7 protein-coding genes are annotated in these 17,682 nt (G+C 71.9%); 6 read left to right on the forward strand and 1 reads right to left on the reverse strand.

Annotated elements, in window-relative coordinates:
* Positions 1-37 precede the first annotated feature (37 nt).
* From DFS13_RS08700 to DFS13_RS08720, 5 genes are read left to right on the forward strand one after another with little or no spacing between them, the layout of a single operon-like run.
* Positions 38-1,045 (forward strand): TauD/TfdA family dioxygenase, encoded by a 1,008-nt coding sequence (locus tag DFS13_RS08700; RefSeq protein ID WP_111441634.1) that lies wholly within the window; start codon positions 38-40, stop codon positions 1,043-1,045.
* The gene (locus tag DFS13_RS08705; protein ID WP_006486076.1) at positions 1,045-1,893 is read left to right on the forward strand and encodes an ABC transporter ATP-binding protein; all 849 of its coding nucleotides are present in this window, start codon (positions 1,045-1,047) and stop codon (positions 1,891-1,893) included. Before DFS13_RS08700 ends, DFS13_RS08705 begins: the two co-directional genes overlap by 1 nt.
* Positions 1,890-3,980, forward strand: a complete 2,091-nt coding sequence (gene fhuB, locus DFS13_RS08710; RefSeq protein ID WP_048986560.1) for a Fe(3+)-hydroxamate ABC transporter permease FhuB — start codon at positions 1,890-1,892, stop codon at positions 3,978-3,980. The genes DFS13_RS08705 and fhuB overlap by 4 nt, the downstream gene beginning before the upstream one ends.
* Positions 3,977-4,777, forward strand: coding sequence for a siderophore-iron reductase FhuF (gene fhuF / locus DFS13_RS08715; RefSeq protein ID WP_111441635.1), 801 nt, complete (start codon positions 3,977-3,979; stop codon positions 4,775-4,777). The genes fhuB and fhuF overlap by 4 nt, the downstream gene beginning before the upstream one ends.
* On the forward strand, positions 4,774-5,802 hold the full coding sequence (locus DFS13_RS08720; protein ID WP_111441636.1) for an ABC transporter substrate-binding protein: 1,029 nt from the start codon (positions 4,774-4,776) through the stop codon (positions 5,800-5,802). The genes fhuF and DFS13_RS08720 overlap by 4 nt, the downstream gene beginning before the upstream one ends.
* A gap of 191 nt (positions 5,803-5,993) precedes the next feature.
* On the opposite strand, the gene DFS13_RS08725 is transcribed toward DFS13_RS08720, so the two are convergent.
* The gene (locus tag DFS13_RS08725) at positions 5,994-7,739 is read right to left on the reverse strand and encodes a cyclic peptide export ABC transporter (RefSeq protein WP_006499077.1); all 1,746 of its coding nucleotides are present in this window, start codon (positions 7,737-7,739) and stop codon (positions 5,994-5,996) included.
* A 274-nt stretch (positions 7,740-8,013) separates the two neighbouring features.
* On the opposite strand from DFS13_RS08725, the gene DFS13_RS08730 reads away from it, so the two are divergent.
* Positions 8,014-17,682, forward strand: a complete 9,669-nt coding sequence (locus DFS13_RS08730; RefSeq protein ID WP_111441637.1) for a non-ribosomal peptide synthetase — start codon at positions 8,014-8,016, stop codon at positions 17,680-17,682.

Raw genomic sequence — 17,682 nt, forward strand, 5'->3', positions numbered from 1 at the left:
GCCGCGTGTGCGGCGCGCCACCTGAAGAGGACGTTGCATGACCCTGCTTTCGTTGCCGACGCTCGACGACCTGCGTATCGAGCCGGGGCTGCCCACCGTCGTGTCGCCGCGCGGCAACGACGGGATGTCGATCGACGAGGTCGCGCCACTGGCGCGCGAGATCGCGGCCGACACGCTCGAACGGGCGGGCGGCGTGCTGTTCACGGGCTTTCACGTGCCGTCGATCGATGCGTTCCAGCAATTCGCGGCCTCGTTCGGCGATCCGCTGATCGGCTATGAATACGCGTCGACGCCGCGCAGCCAGGTCGAAGGCGCGGTCTACACGTCGACCGAATACCCGCCGCACCGCGCGATTCCGCTGCACAACGAGCAGTCGTACACGCGCGAATGGCCGCTGCGGATCTGGTTCCACTGCGCGCTTGCCGCGCCGAAGGGCGGGGCGACGCCGATCGCGGACAGCCGTGCCGTGTACCGCGCGCTCGATCCGGCGCTCGTCGCGCGCTTCGAGAAGCGCGAGCTGCTGTACGTGCGCAATTTCGGGCAGGGGCTCGACTTGCCGTGGCAGCAGTCGTTCGGCACCGACGAGCCGGCCGAGGTCGAGCGGATGTGCGCGGCGCGCGGCATCGAATGCGCGTGGCGCACCGACGATGACGGCGAACTGCTGCTGCGCACGCGCGAACGCTGCCAGGCTGTCGCGCGTCATCCGCGCACCGGCGACCGCGTATGGTTCAACCAGGCGAACCTGTTTCACCTGTCGGCGCTCGACGACGACATGCAGGAAGCGCTCGTCGACGCGGTCGGGCTCGAGAACGTGCCGCGCAACGTGTATTACGGCGACGGCGAACCGCTGGAAGCCGACGCGCTCGCGCAGATCCGCGGCGTGCTCGACCAGCAGCGCATCGTGTTCCCGTGGCGCACCGGCGACGTGCTGATGCTCGACAACATGCTGACCGCGCATGCCCGCGACCCGTTCGAGGGGCCGCGCAAGGTCGTCGTCGCGATGGCGCAGAGTTACACGGTCCCGCGCGACCGAACGGAGGATTGATGACGCGTAGTACCGCCGCGCTTGCCGCGCGCGGGCTGTCGGTGGGATATCGCGACCATGTCGTGATCGACGGGCTGGACCTGTCGATCGCGGCCGGCCGCGTGACCGCGCTGTGCGGACCGAACGGCTGCGGCAAGAGCACGCTGCTGCGCACGCTGGCGGGCCTGCAACCCGCGCGTGCCGGCCATGTCGAAGTGAACGGCCGACCGCTCGCGTCGTTTCGCCGTCGCGCGCTCGCGCGCGAGCTGACGATGCTCGCGCAGTTCAACCAGATTCCGTCGGGCCTCACGGTCCGTGAGCTCGTCGCGTACGGGCGCTATGCGTACGGCGGCTTCCTGCGCGGCCTGTCGCGGGCTGATCAGGCGGCGATCGACGAAGCGCTCGACACGAGCGGCCTCGCGGACGATGCGGAGCGCGACGTCGGCGCGCTGTCGGGCGGCGAACGCCAGCGCGCGTGGATCGCGATGGCGCTCGCGCAGCAGGCGCCGATCGTGCTGCTCGACGAGCCGACGACCTATCTCGACATTCATCACCAGCTCGACATCCTCGATGCGCTGCGTGCGCTGAACCGCGCACGCGGACTGACGATCGTGTGGGTGCTGCACGACCTGAACCAGGCGGCCGCGTACAGCGACGAGATCGTGCTGATGCGCGCGGGCCGTCTCGTCGCGCAGGGCACGCCCGACGCGATGCTCGACCCGGCGCGGTTGCGCGCGGCGTTCGGCGTCGAGATGCTGAAGCTCGCGCATCCGCAGACGGGTGCGCCGATGTGCGTACCGGCCTACGGACCGTCGACCGACGGCGCGCCGCAGGCGTCCGCCGTCTTCGACCGGGATCTCGCGGTATGACGACGTTCGCGATGCGCAAGCGCCTCGCGGCGACCGGCAAGGGGACGACGACGGGGCGGGCCGGCGCGATTGCGTGCGGCCTCGTCGCGTCGATCGCGCTGCTCGCGGCGCTGCGGATTGCTCCCGATCTGCGCGTGTGGTGGGACGCGGCGCCCGGCAGCGATGCCGCGTCGCTTGCGCACGTGTTCCTGTTCGACCTCAATCTGCCGCGCGTCGCGGCCGCGCTCGTCGCGGGCGGCTGCCTCGGCATCGCCGGCGCGCTGTTCCAGTCGCTCACGCGCAATCCGCTCGCGTCGCCCGACCTGCTCGGCGTGACGGGCGGCGCCCAGCTCGGCCTGCTCGCGGCGATGCTGGTGCCGGCGCTGGCCGGCGTCGCGTCGGTGCCGCTGCTGTTCGTGTGCGGGCTCGCGGCGGCCGCGTGCGCGATCGTCGCGGCGGGTGGCTGGCGCGCGACGCCGTTGCGGCTCGTGCTTGCCGGCAGTGTGTGCATGCTGCTGTTCGCCGCGCTGTCGACGCTCGTGCTCGCGTTCTTCGAACAGAACATCGCGGGCGCCGCGCTGTGGACCAACGGCAGCCTGTACCAGCCGGGCGCGACGGGCCTCGCGCTCGCCGCGCGCTGGCTCGTCGTGCCGCTCGCCGCGCTGCCGTTCGTGATCCGGCCGTTGAATCCGCTCGCGCTCGGCGACGATGCGGCGGCCGCGGCCGGCGTGCGCGTCGATGCGACGCGGCTCGCCGCGACGATCGTCGCGGTCGCGTTCACGAGCGTGGCCGTCAGCATCGCGGGCCCGCTATCGTACGTCGGCCTCGTCGCGCCGAACCTGCTGCGCCAGGTGCGCGGCGCGCGCGCGGCGCGGCTCGGCGTGCTGGTGCCGCTGTCGGCGCTCGCCGGCGGCGCGCTGGTGCTGGTCACCGACAGCGCGGTGCTCGCGTCGGGCCTCGACGCGACGCTGTCGACCGGCGTCGCGATCGCGCTGGTCGGCACGCCGCTGATGCTCGCGATGATCCGGCGCGGCGCCGCGTGGTCGGGCGTGCTGCATGCGGATGCCGAACGCGCGGCGGGCGGCGGCGCGACGCGGCTCGTCGGCTGGCTCGAACGGCTCGGCTGGCCGCTGCGCACCGCGTTGTTCGTCGTGGCGGGCGTGCTGGTGGTGTGGGTCGGCGTGTCGGCCGGCCCCGAGTGGCTGTCGCCCGCGCGCTGGTTCGCCGCACTGTCCGGTCACGATGCGCTCGCGCGCATGCTGATCGACCTGCGCATGCCGCGCCTGCTGTGCGCGCTGCTCGCCGGCGCGTTGCTGGCGGTCAGCGGCGTCGCGATGCAGAGCGTCGTGCGCAATCCGCTCGCGGGCCCCGAAGTGCTCGGCGTCACGCAGGGCGCGGGGCTCGTCACGCTGTTCGCGTTGTCGACGTGGCCGCTGATGGGCCACGTGACGCTGGCCGCCGCCGCGCTGATCGGCGGCGGGCTGTCGCTCGCGATCACGCTCGCGCTGAATCACCGGCATCGCTACGCGCCGCTCGCGGTCGCGCTGACCGGCATCGTGATCGGCGCGTTGTGGACCACGCTCGCGCAATGGCTGATCACGCAGGAAAGCGTGCAGCCCGCGCGCTTCGTCGTGTGGCTCGTCGGCGGCACGTACGGCCGCAGCTGGGGCGAGGTGTCGATGCTGCTGCCGTGGTGCGTGCTCGCGGTGCCGGTGTTCGCATGGCTCGCGAAACCGCTCGACATGCTCGCGCTCGGTGACGACCAGGCGGCCGCGCTCGGCCTGCCGGTGGCCGCGCTGCGACCGCTCGCGCTGACGATCGCGACGCTCGCCGCGTGCGCGGCCGTCGCGGCGGTCGGGCCGGTCGGCTTCATCGGGCTGATGGCGCCGCACGTCGCGACGATGCTCGGTGCGCGCCGGCATCGCACGCGGCTTTGGCTCGCGGCGGCGTGCGGCGCGCTGATCCTCGGGTTGGCGGATCTCGCGGCGCGCACCGTCGTCGCGCCGCGCGAAGTGCCGGCCGGCGTGCTGACCGCGCTGATCGGCGCGCCGTACCTGCTCGGGCTGCTGATTCTCGAGGGGCGCCGCGCCCGGCGCGCGGGACGATGACGCCGGCGCTCGACGGCGCGCGCGCCACGCGCTTTTCGGCGTTCGCGCCGCCACCGTTCGCCGAACACCTCGACGTCGTGTGGCTCGGCATGCCCGACGACGCGCGTGGGCCGGGCCGCGTCGTCGTGCCCGTCAGCGCGTTGCCCGCGCACCGCGACGCCGTGCTCGCCGCGATGGTCGACCATTACGGCGGCGATCCGGCGCAGCATGCGCGCGCGCTGATGTCGCAATGGAGCAAATACTATTTCGGCCGCGCGGCGCCGGCCGGTGTCGTCGCCGCGCTGACGCTCGGCCGGCCGCTCGACATGACGCCCGAGCGCACGTTCGTCGCGCTCGACGACGGGATGCCGGCCGCGCTGTATTTCGCGGCGGATGCGCTCGGCGCGCCGTGCGACGATCCCGCGCCGCGCTATGCGGGGCTGATCGCGCATCTCGGCGCGGTGATCGATCTGCTCGCGGCGATGGGCCGCGTCACGCCGCGCGTGCTGTGGAGCAACGCGGGCAATCTGCTCGACTACCTGCTCGATACCTGTCGTTCGTGGCCGTGCGCGGCCGATCCCGTCGGCGACGCGCACTGGCTGTTCGGTTCGACCTGCATGCGTGGCGAATCGAATCCGCTGCGCATGCCCGTGCGCGATGCCGTGCCGCGCTCGCCGCTGCTGCCGACGCCGTTTCGCGCGCGCCGCGTGTGCTGTCTGCGCTACGAAATTCCTGGAGAAACGCAACTGTGTGGAAGCTGCCCCCTGCTACTGACGATGGACGACGCGGCGCTGGCCGAGCAGGACGCGATCCGGTGACGCACGCCGGCCGCCGGCATGCGCTCGGCGCGCTCGCGGCGGCACTCGGCGCGGTGTGCTGCGGTGCGTTTTCCGCGGCGGCGGCCGGTTCCGTTTCCGTGGCCGGGGATGCCCGCGGTGCGCAGGGCGCCGTGTCGCTGGCCGGCAATCCCGTCGTGTCGCAGGCCAGCGCGAAGATGCCCGTGCGGCCGCAGCGCGTGGTCGCGCTCGACTTCATGTTCGCGGAAAGCGTGATCGCGCTCGACCTCGTGCCGGCCGGGATGGCCGATACGGCGTTCTACCCGGGCTGGCTCGGCTACCGCAGCGAGCAGCTCGCGCACGTGACCGACATCGGCTCGCGGCAGGAGCCGGGACTCGAGGCGATCGCGGCGGTCAAGCCGGATCTCATCATCGGCGTCGGCTTCCGGCATGCGCCGATCTTCGACGCACTCGACCGGATCGCGCCGACAATCCTGTTCCAGTTCAGCCCGAACGTGTCGGAAGGCGGCGTGCCGGTCACGCAGCTCGACTGGATGCGGCAGATCTTCCGGACGATCGGTGCGGTGACGGGGCGCGACGCGCGCGCGCAGGCAGTCGAAGCGCAACTCGACGCCGGCATCGCGCGCAACGCGGCGCGGCTCGCGGCCGCCGGCCGCCACGGCGAGCGCGTCGCGCTGCTGCAGGATCTCGGCTTGCCCGATCGTTACTGGGCGTATACGGGCAACAGCACGTCGGCGGGCCTCGCGCGGGCGCTCGGGCTCGATCCGTGGCCGAAGAAGCCGACGCGGGAAGGCACGCTGTACGTGACGTCGGCCGATCTGCTGCGGCAGCGCGACCTCGCCGTGCTGTTCGTGACCGCGTCGGGGATGGACGTGCCGTTGTCGTCCAAACTCGATTCGCCGGTGTGGCGCTTCGTGCCCGCGTTGAAGGACCATCGGATCGCGCTGATCGAACGCAACATCTGGGGGTTCGGCGGGCCGATGTCGGCGCTGAAGCTGGCCGACGTGATGACCGATACGATGCTGAAGCTGCCGGCCGTGCGTTGAGCGCGCGGTGCGCGTCGAGCCGCAGGCGATGCGACGTTTGACGGGCAGGGCGTTGTGATCGGCCCGACGACGCATGGCGTCCGCCTTTCTTGGTCGCCACACGTCAGCGGCTGAATTCCCCGCTGAAACGACCATCGCCGGCACACTGCCACTGCAGCGTGCCGGCGATTTTTTCATCGACTGTCGTCGTGTTACGCGCTCAGCGCATCGACGCCATCCTGCGCACGCAGGCGCGCCGGTTGCGTGTCGCTGACGATGCGCCCGTTGTCGAGCTTCAGCAGACGGTCGGCGAGATCGAAGTAGCGGTCGTCGTGCGTGATCACGATCACGGCCTTGCCGCGCGCGCGCAGCTCCGGCAGCAGTTGCTCGTAGAACACCGCCTTGAACGACGGGTCCTGGTCGGCCGCCCATTCGTCGAACAGGTAGAACGGACGATCTTCCAGGTACGCGACGACGAGCGCGAGCCGCTTGCGCTGCCCGGTCGACAGCGCGCGCGTCGAGAACGCGCCGTCGACCACCTTCACCTTGTGATCGAGCGCGAGTTTCGCGACGAGCGCGTTCGCTCGCGCATCGGCCTGCGCACGCGACGGATCGTCGGGATCGACGATGCCGAGCAGCGCATCGAACAGGTGGAAATCGTTGAACACCGCGCTGAAGCGCTGCCGGTAGGCCGCGCGCTCGCGCCAGCCGATCGTGCGGCCGTCGACCTCGATCGTGCCTTGCTCGGGCTCGTAGAGCCCCGTCAGCACCTTCGCGAGCGTGGTCTTGCCGCTGCCGTTGCCGCCGACGATGAACACGAGCTCGCCCGGCTTGATCGTCAGGTCGATCGGCCCGATGCTGAACATCCGTTCGTCGCGTTCGTGGAAGTATGCGTGCGTGACGCCGCGCAGCGTGACGGCGCCGGCCGGCGGCACGTCGGGCGCATCGGCCGCGGGCGGCACCGTGCGCAGCGCGCCGAACTCGGCCATCACGCCTTCGATCCGCGTGAGCGACACGCGCGCCGCGTTGACGGTCGGCAGGTTGTTCAGCAGGCCGTCGAGCGGCACCAGCATGAACAGGAACACGACGACGTAGCCGGCGGCCGCGGCCGGGTCGGCATGCACGCCGAGCTGCGGCCAGAACGACGCGACGCCGAGGAACACGTAGAACAGGAAGATGATCCAGCCGACCCCGACCGCATACGCGCTGAACGCGCGGCGGCGGTGGTCGCGCACTTCGCCGATCGCGGCGCCGAGCTGGCCGTCGACGAACTGGCGGGCGCGCGCGTCGTGCAGCTTCAGTTCCTTCGCGCCGGAGAACAGCGAGCCGAGATAGCCGAACAGGCGGTCCTGCGCGTGGCCGGCGGCTTCGAGCGACGCGATCGCGCGGCGGTCGCCGGTGTGATAGCCGAGCGAGCCGGCGATGATCGCGGCCAGCGCCAGCAGGCACACGGGCCACGACAGCCACGCCAGATAGCCGAGGCAGCCGAACACGATCGAGCCGTGCATGACGAGGTTCGGCAGCGCGAAGAACAGCATCGACACGTTGGTCGCGTCGTCGGTCAGCACCGACTGCACGGGCGCGGCGCCGATCCGCTCGATGTCGCGCAATTCGGCCGCGCCGACGCGCCGCGCCAGATGCACGCGCAGCCGCGCCATCGTGTCCTGCGACAGGCGGGCGAACAGCGTGCCCGACACGATCCGCGTGACGAGCGCGATCACCGCGCACAGCGCGAAGCGCCACGCGAGCGACGCATCGGCGGCGCCCGGTTGCGACAGCGCACGGTTCAGCGTCGCGACGAGCAGCACGCTCGCGACGCCGTTCAGCACGCAGGCGGTGAGCGCCAGCGTGAGCGACACACGGCTTTCGCGCAGCAGCGCAAGGATCAGGCGCGCCGCGGGGCGGCCGGGGGAAGCGTCGAGGGACGGCGGGGAAGAAGGCTCGTGGGCGGCTGTCATCGGCAACGTCGGTAAAGGGAAGGCAGGCAATCAAGCGGAAACGGCAAATCTGACGCGAAAGCAGCGGGCGGGGGCGCGCCCCATTTGCGGCTTTCCTCCCTGATAGACGAACGGGCCGCGCAAATATTTAGCCCCATCGTCAAAAAAAGCCGCCGCACGCACTTTGCACGCAAAACGGTAAAAAATCGGCCGCGCCGTTCGTCACACCAGTGAAGCCGCCCCCAAGCGGCCCCGAGACTTGGCCGAAGCGGCCGGACCGAAGGACTTCACGCACATGACGAGTTTCCCGACTGCGCTGCATCACCGAATCCGCGAACTGGCGCGCCTCGCGCCCGACGCACCCGCCATCGCGGTGCCTTTCCAGAACGACCTGCGCCTGTCGCGCGGTGCGCTCGACGCACGTGCATCGCAACTCGCGCGGCAACTGCGCGCGGCCGGCGTCGGCGCCGAAGTGCGGGTCGGCGTGTGCGTCGAGCGTTCGGGCGAACTGTTCGTCGCGCTGCTGGCCGTGCTGAAGGCGGGCGGCGTATTCGTGCCGCTCGATCCGCGCCATCCGGCCGCGCGCCTCGACTGGATCGTGCAGGATGCGCAACTGCGGCACGGCATCGTCGACGCCGCCGGCCGCGCGGCGCTCGGCACGCCGTTCGAACACGCGTTCGACGCGACCGCCGACGCATCGGGCGTCGCGCAGGATCACGCGTTCGATGACGACACCGTGGCCGTGCACCCGCGTTCGGCCGCGTACATGATCTATACGTCGGGCTCGACCGGCACGCCGAAGGCGGTGGTCGTCGAGCACGGGCCGCTCGCCGCGCACTGCGACGCGCTTGCCGCCGCGCTGCCGATCGAGGCCGGCGACCGTCTGCTGCATTTCGCGTCGGTCAACTTCGACGCCGCGCACGAATGCTGGCTCGCGCCGCTCGCGGTCGGCGCCGGCATCGTCGTCGCGCCGCCGCAGCCGTTCGCGCCGGTCGACGCGCATGCGCTGATGGTGCGCGAAGCAGTCAACGTCGCCGCGTTTCCGCCTGCGTACCTGCGTGAATTCGCGGCCGTCGCCGCGCGCGACGGCGTGCCGCCGGCATTGCGCGTGCTCGCGTTCGGCGGCGAGGCGCTGCCGCAGCAGGCATTCGAATTCGTGCGCCGCACGTTCCCGGCCGTGCGCCTGATCAACGGTTACGGGCCGACCGAGGCCGTGATCTCGCCGATGCTGTGGCCGGTCGAGCCGGGCGAGACGCCGGTGCTGGCCGCGGACGACGCGTATGCGTCGTTGCCGATCGGTAGCGTGATCGGCCCGCGGGTCGCACGCATCGATGGCGCGGCAGCCGATGGCGTGGGCGAGCTGCTGCTCGGCGGTGTGTGCGTCGCCCGCGGTTATCACGGCCGCCCGGCGCTCACGGCCGAACGTTTCGTTCCCGATGCGGACGGTGAGCCCGGCGCGCGCGTTTATCGCACCGGCGACCTCGCACGCTTGCGCGACGACGGCGCATACGATTATCTGGGCCGCCTCGACGATCAGGTCCAGGTGCGCGGCGTGCGCGTGGAGCCGGCGGAAATCGCCGCGTGCCTGCGCTCGCACCCGGCCGTGGCGGACGCGGCCGTGATCACCGAAACCGCCAACGGGCCGACGCGGCTGATCGCATGCGTCGCGCTGCGCGCGGCGGCCGACGATGCCGCGTTGAAGGCGCACGTGGCCGCGCAGTTGCCGGCTGCATGGCAGCCGCACCGGTTCGTGCGTTGCGACGCGCTGCCGTACACGCTGAACGGCAAGCTCGACCGTGCCGCGCTGCGCGAGCGGATTGCCGCCGCGCGCGATACGACGCAAGCCGCCGGCGATGCGCCGCGCACGCCGACCGAACGGCAGATCGCCGGTCTCTGGCAAACGCTGCTGAGCCTCGACGTCATGCCGTCGCGCGACGATCGTTTCTTCGCGCTGGGCGCCGATTCGCTCGCCGCGATGCAGTTGCAGGCCGCGATTCGTGCGGCCGTTCGTGTGAATCTGCGGCTCGATACGCTGTTCGCCGATCCGGCGCTCGCCGAGCTGGCCGACACGGTCGACCGTGCGGAACGCGAGACCGGCGAACCGCTCGCCACGATTACCACGCGCCGTGCGCCGGCCGCCGTGGCCGCGCCGTACGTCGATCGTGCGGCATCGCTCGCGCAGCAACGTTTCTGGGTGCTCGCGCAAACGCGCGACGCAAGCGCCGCGTATCACATCGCCGCACACTGGACGATCGACGGCGTGCTCGACCGCGACGCGCTGCAGCGCGCGCTCGATCACGTGATCGGCCGTCACGAAGCGTGGCGCACGACGCTCGTCGACAACGACGACGGCGTCGTGATGCAGCGGATTCATGCGCATTTGCCGGTGTCGATCGCCACGGTCGACCTGCGCGATCAACCGCCGGCCGCCCGCGACGCGCACGCCGCGCGTCTGGCCGAGCGCGATGCGGCCGAGCCGTTCGACCTCGCACGCGGCCCGCTGCTGCGCGCGACGCTGGTCGTGCTCGCCGACGACCGTCACCGGCTGCTGCTGACCGCGCATCACGCGATCACCGACGGCTGGAGCTCGCGCTGCGCGTTCGACGAACTGTCGGCCGCGTATTGCGCGTATGCCGAAGGGCGCGAGCCGTCGCTGCCCGATCTGCCGATCCAGTACGCCGACTACGCGGACTGGCAGCGCGACATGCTGGCCGGCGGCGAGGGCGAGCGTCAGCTCGACTACTGGCGCGGCGCGTTGCGCGACGTGCCGGGCCCCCTCGCGTTGCCGGTCGACCGCCAGCCGGGCGCCACGCGCACGCTGCAGGGCGCCCGCGTGTCGGTGCGCCTGCCCGATGCGGTCGCGGCCGACGTGCGGCAACTCGCACGGGACGCCCAGGCGACCGTCTTCACGGTGCTGCTGGCCGCGCTCGACGCGTGGCTGTCGCGCCTGACCGGTGAAACGGACGTCGTCGTCGCGGTGCCGGTCGCGCATCGCCAGCGCCCCGAAACGCGTGCATTGCTGGGTCTGTTCCTGAATACGGTCGCGCTGCGGGTACGCGTGGCGCCGACGCTGCCGTTCCGCGCGCTCGTCGACGCGGCGCGCACCGCGGCGCTCGATGCGGTCGCGCACCAGGACGTGCCGTTCGAGCGCGTCGTCGATGCGGTGAAGCCGCCCGTCAAGCGCGGCGACGAATGGCTGCGCGTGAAATTCGCGCAGCAGTTCGACGCACGGCACGACAGCGTGCTGCCGCGCGCCACGGCGGTCGCGACGCCGGGGCCCGATCTCGCCGCGCGCTTCGACTTCGCGCTGGATTTCACCGACGATGCGAACGGGATCGAACTGGTCGCGGCCTATGCGACCGACTGCATCGATGCCGATACCGCGCGTGCGTGGCTCGACAGCTATGCGGCGCTCGTCGGCGCGGCCGCGCACGCTCCGCAGCATACGACGGCCGCGCTGCCGTGCGATGCGTCGGCTGCATCGCGCCAGCCGCGCGACGGTCGCGCGCTGCGTATCGAGCATGCCGACATCGTCGCCGCATTCGCGCGGCAGGCGGCTGCCTATCCGCATCGCGTCGCGCTGTCGGACGCATCGACTTCGCTGACGTTCGCGGAACTCGACGACGCATCGAACCGCATCGCGCGGGCACTGGCGCAACGCGGCGTGGCCGCCGAAGCGGCCGTCGTGGTCTGCATCGAGCGCTCGACACGGTTCGTCGTCGGCCTGCTCGGCGCGCTGAAAGCCGGCGCGCTCGCCGTGCTGCTCGATCCCGCCCAGCCCGCCGCGCGTCTCGCCGCGGCTGCCGCCGACTGCGGCGCGCGCTGGGCGCTCGTCGCGGAACCGGCCGCGTGGCCGGCCGGCATCGACGCGCAGCCGCTCGACGTCGACGCGCTCGCGCAGGACGCGACGCGCGCTCATGCGGCCGGCGTGCGCGTTGCGCCGCACCCGGAGCAGGGTGCATACCTGATCTATACGTCCGGCTCGACCGGCACGCCGAAGGGCGTCGTCGTATCGCATGGCGCGCTGGCCGACTATGTGCAGGGGATGCTCGACGAACTCGCGTTCGCGCCCGATGCGTCGTTCGCAATGGTGTCGACGGTCGCGGCCGATCTCGGCCACACCACGCTGTTCGGCGCATTGTGCGCGGGCCGTACGCTCCATCTGCTGCCGGCCGCTTGCGCATTCGATCCGGATCTGTTCGCCGACGAAATGCGCCGCCGTGAAGTCGGCGTGCTGAAGATCGTGCCGAGCCATCTGCAGGCGTTGCTCGACGCGCGCGTGCCGGCCGACGTGCTGCCGCGCCACGCGCTCGTGACGGGCGGCGAAACGCTCACGTGGGCGCTCGTCGCGCGCCTGGCCGCGCTCGCGCCGGCGTGCCGCGTGATCAACCATTACGGGCCGACCGAAGCGACGGTCGGCGCGCTCGCGTGCGATACGGCGTCGATTGCCGCCGACGCGCGCGATCCCGCGAGCGGCGTGCCGCTCGGGCTGCCGCTGCCGAATGCGCGCGCGTTGGTGCTCGACGCGTTCGGCGCGTGCGTGCCGGCCGGCGCGACGGGCGAGCTGTATCTGGGCGGGCCGGGCGTCGCGCGCGGCTACCTCGGACGCCCGGCGCAAACCGCCGAGCGCTTCGTGCCCGATCCGTTCACGCCCGGCGCACGGCTGTATCGCACGGGCGACCGCGTACGGCTGCGTACGGACGGACGCCTCGCGTTCCTCGGCCGGATCGACGATCAGGTGAAGATCCGCGGCTACCGCGTCGAGCCGGGCGAGGTGAGTGCGGCCGTGCGTGCGGCCGGCCCGATCGCGCAGGCCGAAACGCTCGCGATCGAGCACGATGGCCGCCTGCGGCTCGCGACCTTCGTCGTGATGCGCGACGGCGCGGCATTCGACGAAGCCGCGGTGCGCGCCGCGCTCGCCGCGAAGCTGCCCGACTACATGGTGCCCGCGCAGTTCGTCGCACTGGCGCGCCTGCCGGTGACCGCGAACGGCAAGATCGATCGCGCGGCGTTGCGCGAACTCGCAGTCGTGCCGGTTGTAGTCGCATCCAGCGATGCGCCGCAGGGCGCGGTCGAAACGGTGCTCGCCGACGTCTGGCAGGCCGTGCTGAAGGCGCCGAAGGTCGGCCGCGACGACAACTTCTTCGAACTCGGCGGCGATTCGATCCTCGTGCTGCAGGTGATCGCCCGTGCGCGCAAGCGCGGCGTGCGCTTCACGCCGAAGCAACTGTTCGACGGGCCGACCGTCGCCGAACTCGCACGCGTGGCGAAAATCGACGACACGGCCGTTGCCGCGCAGCCGGCGAGCGCGGTTCCGACCGCGACTGCGGCTGCCACGGCCTCGCCGGCTGCCGCCGCGATCCTGACGCCCGCGCAGCAGCGCTTCTTCGCGCTCGATATGCCGCACCGCGGCCACTGGAACCAGTCGGTGTCGTTCGATGTGCGGGGCGCGTTCGATGCAGATGCATTCGCCCGCGCATTCGACGCGGTGCTCACGCATCACGATGCATTCCGCCAGCGCTTCGCACGCGGCGCCGACGGCACGTGGCACGCGAGCGATGCGGCGAAACCGTACGATGCGCTGCCGTTCGTGGAAGTCGCCGCACGCGACGAAGCCGACGCGCTGGCACGCTTCGACGCGCTGCAGCGCCGTCTCGACCTCGGCAACGGGCCGCTCGCGTGCGCGTGCGCGGCACGGCTGCCGGACGGTTCGACCCGGCTTTATCTCGCGATTCACCACGCGATCGTCGATGGCGTGTCGTGGCGCATCCTGCTCGACGACCTGGACAGCGCCTATCGCGCCGCATGCGAGCGCACGCCGGTTCGCCTGTCGCAGCCGGGCCTGCGTGCGGACGCCTGGGCCGCACGGCTCGCCCGCGCGGCAACGGAACTGGCGTCGCCGTTCGCGGCCGAAGCCGCCTACTGGGCCGGCATGGCTCAGGGCGACGACATCGTGGCCGATCACCCCGACGCGGCGGCGACGAACGCCGATGCGGCCGTCGTCGTGCAGACGATCGACGCGGCATTGACGCGCGCCGCGCTGACCGACGCGCACGCGGCCTATCGCACGCAGACGATCGAGCTGCTCGGCGCGGCGCTCACGCTGGCGCTGGCCGGTGCGCGCGGCGCCGCATCGTGTCGGGTCGAACTGGAAGGACACGGCCGCGAAGCGCTGTTCGACGATGCGGACGCCAGCCGCACGATCGGCTGGCTGACGAGCCATTACCCGGTGACGCTGCCGGTCGCAGCGACGGCCCGCGACACGCTGTGCGCGGTCAAGGACACGCTGCGCGCGGTGCCGCACAAGGGGCTCGGCTTCGGCGTGCTCGCACACTATGGCGATGCAGCCACGCGCGCGGCGCTGGCCGCCGTGCCGCGCCCGCGCGTCACGTTCAACTATCTCGGCCAGTTCGACGCGCCGCGCGATGCGACGCTCGTGCCGCGCTTCGGCGGCACGGGCATCGAGCGCGATCCCCGAGGGCCGCTCGGCAACACGCTCGCGATCCATGCGTACCTCGACACGGACGGCGACGGCGCGCGCACGCTGAAGGTCCATTGGGTCTACGGTGCGCCGCAATTCGAACGCGCGACGATCGACGCATTCGCCGAACGCTTCGCGGCCGCGCTGCGCGAACTCGTCGACGCCTGCGCGTCACGCGTCGCGCATCGCGGCGCCGGCGCGACGCCGGGCGATTTCCCGCTCGCGCAGGCCGCCGGCCTCACGCAGGGCGCGATCGAACGCGCGCCGCTCGACTGGCGCACGATCGACGACGTGTATCCGCTGTCGCCGATGCAGCAGGGCATCCTGTTCCATGCGCTGTTCGCGCCCGGCCACGCGAGCTACGTGAACCAGCTCGTCGCGACCGCGACGGCGCTCGACGCCGACCGGCTCGCGGCCGCGTTCGACGCGTCCATCGCGCGTCACGACATCCTGCGCACGAGCGTGATGCCGGACGAAGCCGCGCCGCTGCAGTGCGTGCATCGTCACGCGCGCATGCCGGTCGAACAGCTCGACTGGCGCACGCGCGGCGACACGCTCGACGCCGATTTCGACGCCTGGCTCGCGGCCGACCGCACGCGCGGCTTCGACTGGCGCGAGCCGCCGCTGATGCGGCTCACGCTGATCCGCGTGACGGACGACGCGTGGCGGGTCGTCTGGACGCGTCACCACGTATTGCTCGACGGCTGGAGCACCGCGCGCCTGCTCGCCGACGTGCTGCGCGACTATCGCGACCCGGACGCCGTGTCGCCGTTCGCGAGCCGTCCGGCATTGCGCTATCGCGATTTCATCGCATGGCTCGGCACGCGTGACCGCGATGCCGACGAGCGCTTCTGGACCGGGCGCCTGGCACGGCTCGACGCACCGACGCTGATCGCGGAACGCACGGCCGACCGCGCCGAAGCCGAGATGGTCACGTGGCGCGCGACGCTCGATGCCGACACGATGACGCGCGTCGCGCAGACCGCCCGCGCGCTGAAGCTGACCGTCAACACGCTGGTGCAGGGCGCGTGGGCGCTCGCGCTGCAACGGATGACGCACCAGCCGGCCGTCGCGTTCGGCGCGACCGTCGCGGGCCGTCCCGATGCGCTCGCGGACGTCGATTCGGTGCTCGGTCTTTTCATCAACACGCTGCCGGTCATCACCGCGCCGGCGCCGCAGCAACGTGCGGCCGACTGGCTGCACACGCTGCAGCGCGAGAACGCGGCCGCCGCCGAACACGCGCACACGCCGCTCGCCGACATCCAGCGCTGGGCGCGCGGGTCGGGCGGCGCACTGTTCGACACGCTGGTCGTGTTCGAGAACTATCCGGTCGACGAGTCGGTGCGCGACGCCGATCCGCGCGCGCTGGCGTTGAGCGGCGTGCGCAGCATCGAAGCGACCGATTTCGCGCTGACGCTCGTGATCGAGAGCGGCGCCGAACTGACGATCGACTACGGGTACGACACCGCACGTGTCGATGCGCGTCAAGTCGAGACCTGGCATCGCGCGTTTGCCTGCGCGCTCGATGCGCTGGCCCGTACGCCGGACGCGCGGCTCGGCACGCTGTCGATCGCCGATGAGGCGACCCGCGACGCGCTGGTACGTGTGCAGGACACCGCGCGGACCTGGCCGCCCGGGCAACGGCAGCCGCTGCACCTGCAATTCGTCGATGCGGCACGCGCGACGCCCGACGCGATCGCACTCGAGTACGCGGACACTCACGGCCGCGTGCAGCGCGCGACCTATCGCGAACTCGACGCCGCCACGTCGCGCATCGCGGCCGCGCTGCGCCGGCGCGGCGTGCGGCCCGACACACCGGTCGCGCTGTGCGTCGAGCGCTCGTTCGACATGGTGATGGCGCTCGTCGGCGTGCTGAAGGCCGGCGCCGCGTACCTGCCGGTCGATCCCGACTATCCGGCCGAGCGCATCGCATACCTGCTGCGCGACGCGCGGCCGGCCGTCGCGATCACGCAGGCGCATCTGCGCGAGCAGGTCGAGGCCGCGCTGGGCGAGGGCGCCGATACACAGCTGCTGACGGTCGCGGATCTGCTGGCCGACGAAGCGGGCGATATCGCCGATGAAACCGCGGCGATCGACGACGCGCAGCTCGCGTACCTGATCTACACGTCCGGCTCGACCGGCAAGCCGAAGGGCGCCGGCAACACGCACGGCGCGCTCGCGAACCGGATCGCGTGGATGCAGCATGCGTACCGGCTGACGCGCGACGACGTCGTGCTGCACAAGACGCCGTTCGGCTTCGACGTGTCGGTGTGGGAATTCGTGTGGCCGCTCGCGATCGGCGCGAAGCTCGCGATCGCCGCGCCCGGCGACCACCGCGATCCGGCCCGTCTGGCTGCCGCGATCCACGCGCACGGCGTGACGGTGCTGCATTTCGTGCCGTCGATGCTCGCCGCGTTCGCCGCGCATCTCGACGATTTCTCGGCCGCCGCGCAATGCGACAGCGTGCGCCTGATCGTCGCGAGCGGGGAGGCGCTGGCGCCCGAGCTCGTCGCGAAGATGGCGCGCCTGTTGCCGAACGCGACGCTCGTGAACCTGTACGGGCCGACCGAGGCCGCGATCGACGTGTCGCACTGGACCTGCGGGCCCGACGACGCGCAAGCGGTCGCGGTGCCGATCGGCCATCCGATCGCGAACCTGCAACTGCACGTGCTGGATGCCGCGTGGCAGCCGGTGCCGGCCGGCGCGACCGGCGAACTGTATCTCGCGGGCGCGGGCCTCGCGCGCGGCTATCTCGGCCGTCCCGCGCTGACCGCCGAGCGGTTCGTACCCGATCCGTTCGTGCCGGGCGCCCGCATGTACCGCACCGGCGACCTCGCGCGCCGGCGCGCGGACGGCGCGCTCGACTACCTCGGCCGGGTCGACACGCAGGTGAAGCTGCGCGGCCAGCGGATCGAGCCGGGCGAGATCGAGGCGCTGCTGCGCGCGGCGCCGGGCGTCAACGATGCGGTCGTGATCGTGCGCGACGAGCAACTGATCGGCTATGTCGCCCGCGGCGAGGCCGGCCCGCTCGACCGTGCGGCGCTGCTCGACGCGCTGCGCGCGCAACTGCCGGCGTACATGGTGCCGTCGCAGCTGATCGAGCTCGACGCATTGCCGGTCACGCCGAACGGCAAGTGCGATCGCCATGCGCTACCCGCGCCGGTGCGTGAAGCGGCCGACGCCGTCGAACTCGCGACCGACACCGAGCGCGCGCTCGCCGACATCTGGCAACGCGTGCTGCACGTGGACGCGATCGGCCGCGACGGCGATTTCTTCCTGCTCGGCGGCCATTCGCTGCTCGCGACGCAGGCCCACGCGCAGGCCAACCTGCACTGGGGCCTGGCGCTGCCGCTGCGCACGCTGTTCGACACGCGCACGCTGGCGCGCTGCGCGGAAGCGATCGACGCGGCCTGCGCGGCACGCGGCGCGACCGATGCGGCGAGCGCGATCGACGCGCTGCTCGGCGAACTGGAAACCCAATAA

The sequence above is a fragment of the Burkholderia sp. 28_3 genome, from assembly GCF_003253915.1.
Lineage (GTDB): Bacteria > Pseudomonadota > Gammaproteobacteria > Burkholderiales > Burkholderiaceae > Burkholderia > Burkholderia cenocepacia.

What these genes read in the sequence shown, in the direction of transcription:
- DFS13_RS08700 (WP_111441634.1), top strand. Translation starts at nt 38, where the DNA reads ATGACCCTGCTTTCGTTGCCGACGCTCGACGACCTGCGTATCGAGCCG.
- DFS13_RS08705 (WP_006486076.1), top strand. Translation starts at nt 1,045, where the DNA reads ATGACGCGTAGTACCGCCGCGCTTGCCGCGCGCGGGCTGTCGGTGGGA.
- DFS13_RS08730 (WP_111441637.1), top strand. Translation starts at nt 8,014, where the DNA reads ATGACGAGTTTCCCGACTGCGCTGCATCACCGAATCCGCGAACTGGCG.
- fhuF (WP_111441635.1), top strand. Translation starts at nt 3,977, where the DNA reads ATGACGCCGGCGCTCGACGGCGCGCGCGCCACGCGCTTTTCGGCGTTC.
- fhuB (WP_048986560.1), top strand. Translation starts at nt 1,890, where the DNA reads ATGACGACGTTCGCGATGCGCAAGCGCCTCGCGGCGACCGGCAAGGGG.
- DFS13_RS08725 (WP_006499077.1), bottom strand. Translation starts at nt 7,739, where the DNA reads ATGACAGCCGCCCACGAGCCTTCTTCCCCGCCGTCCCTCGACGCTTCC.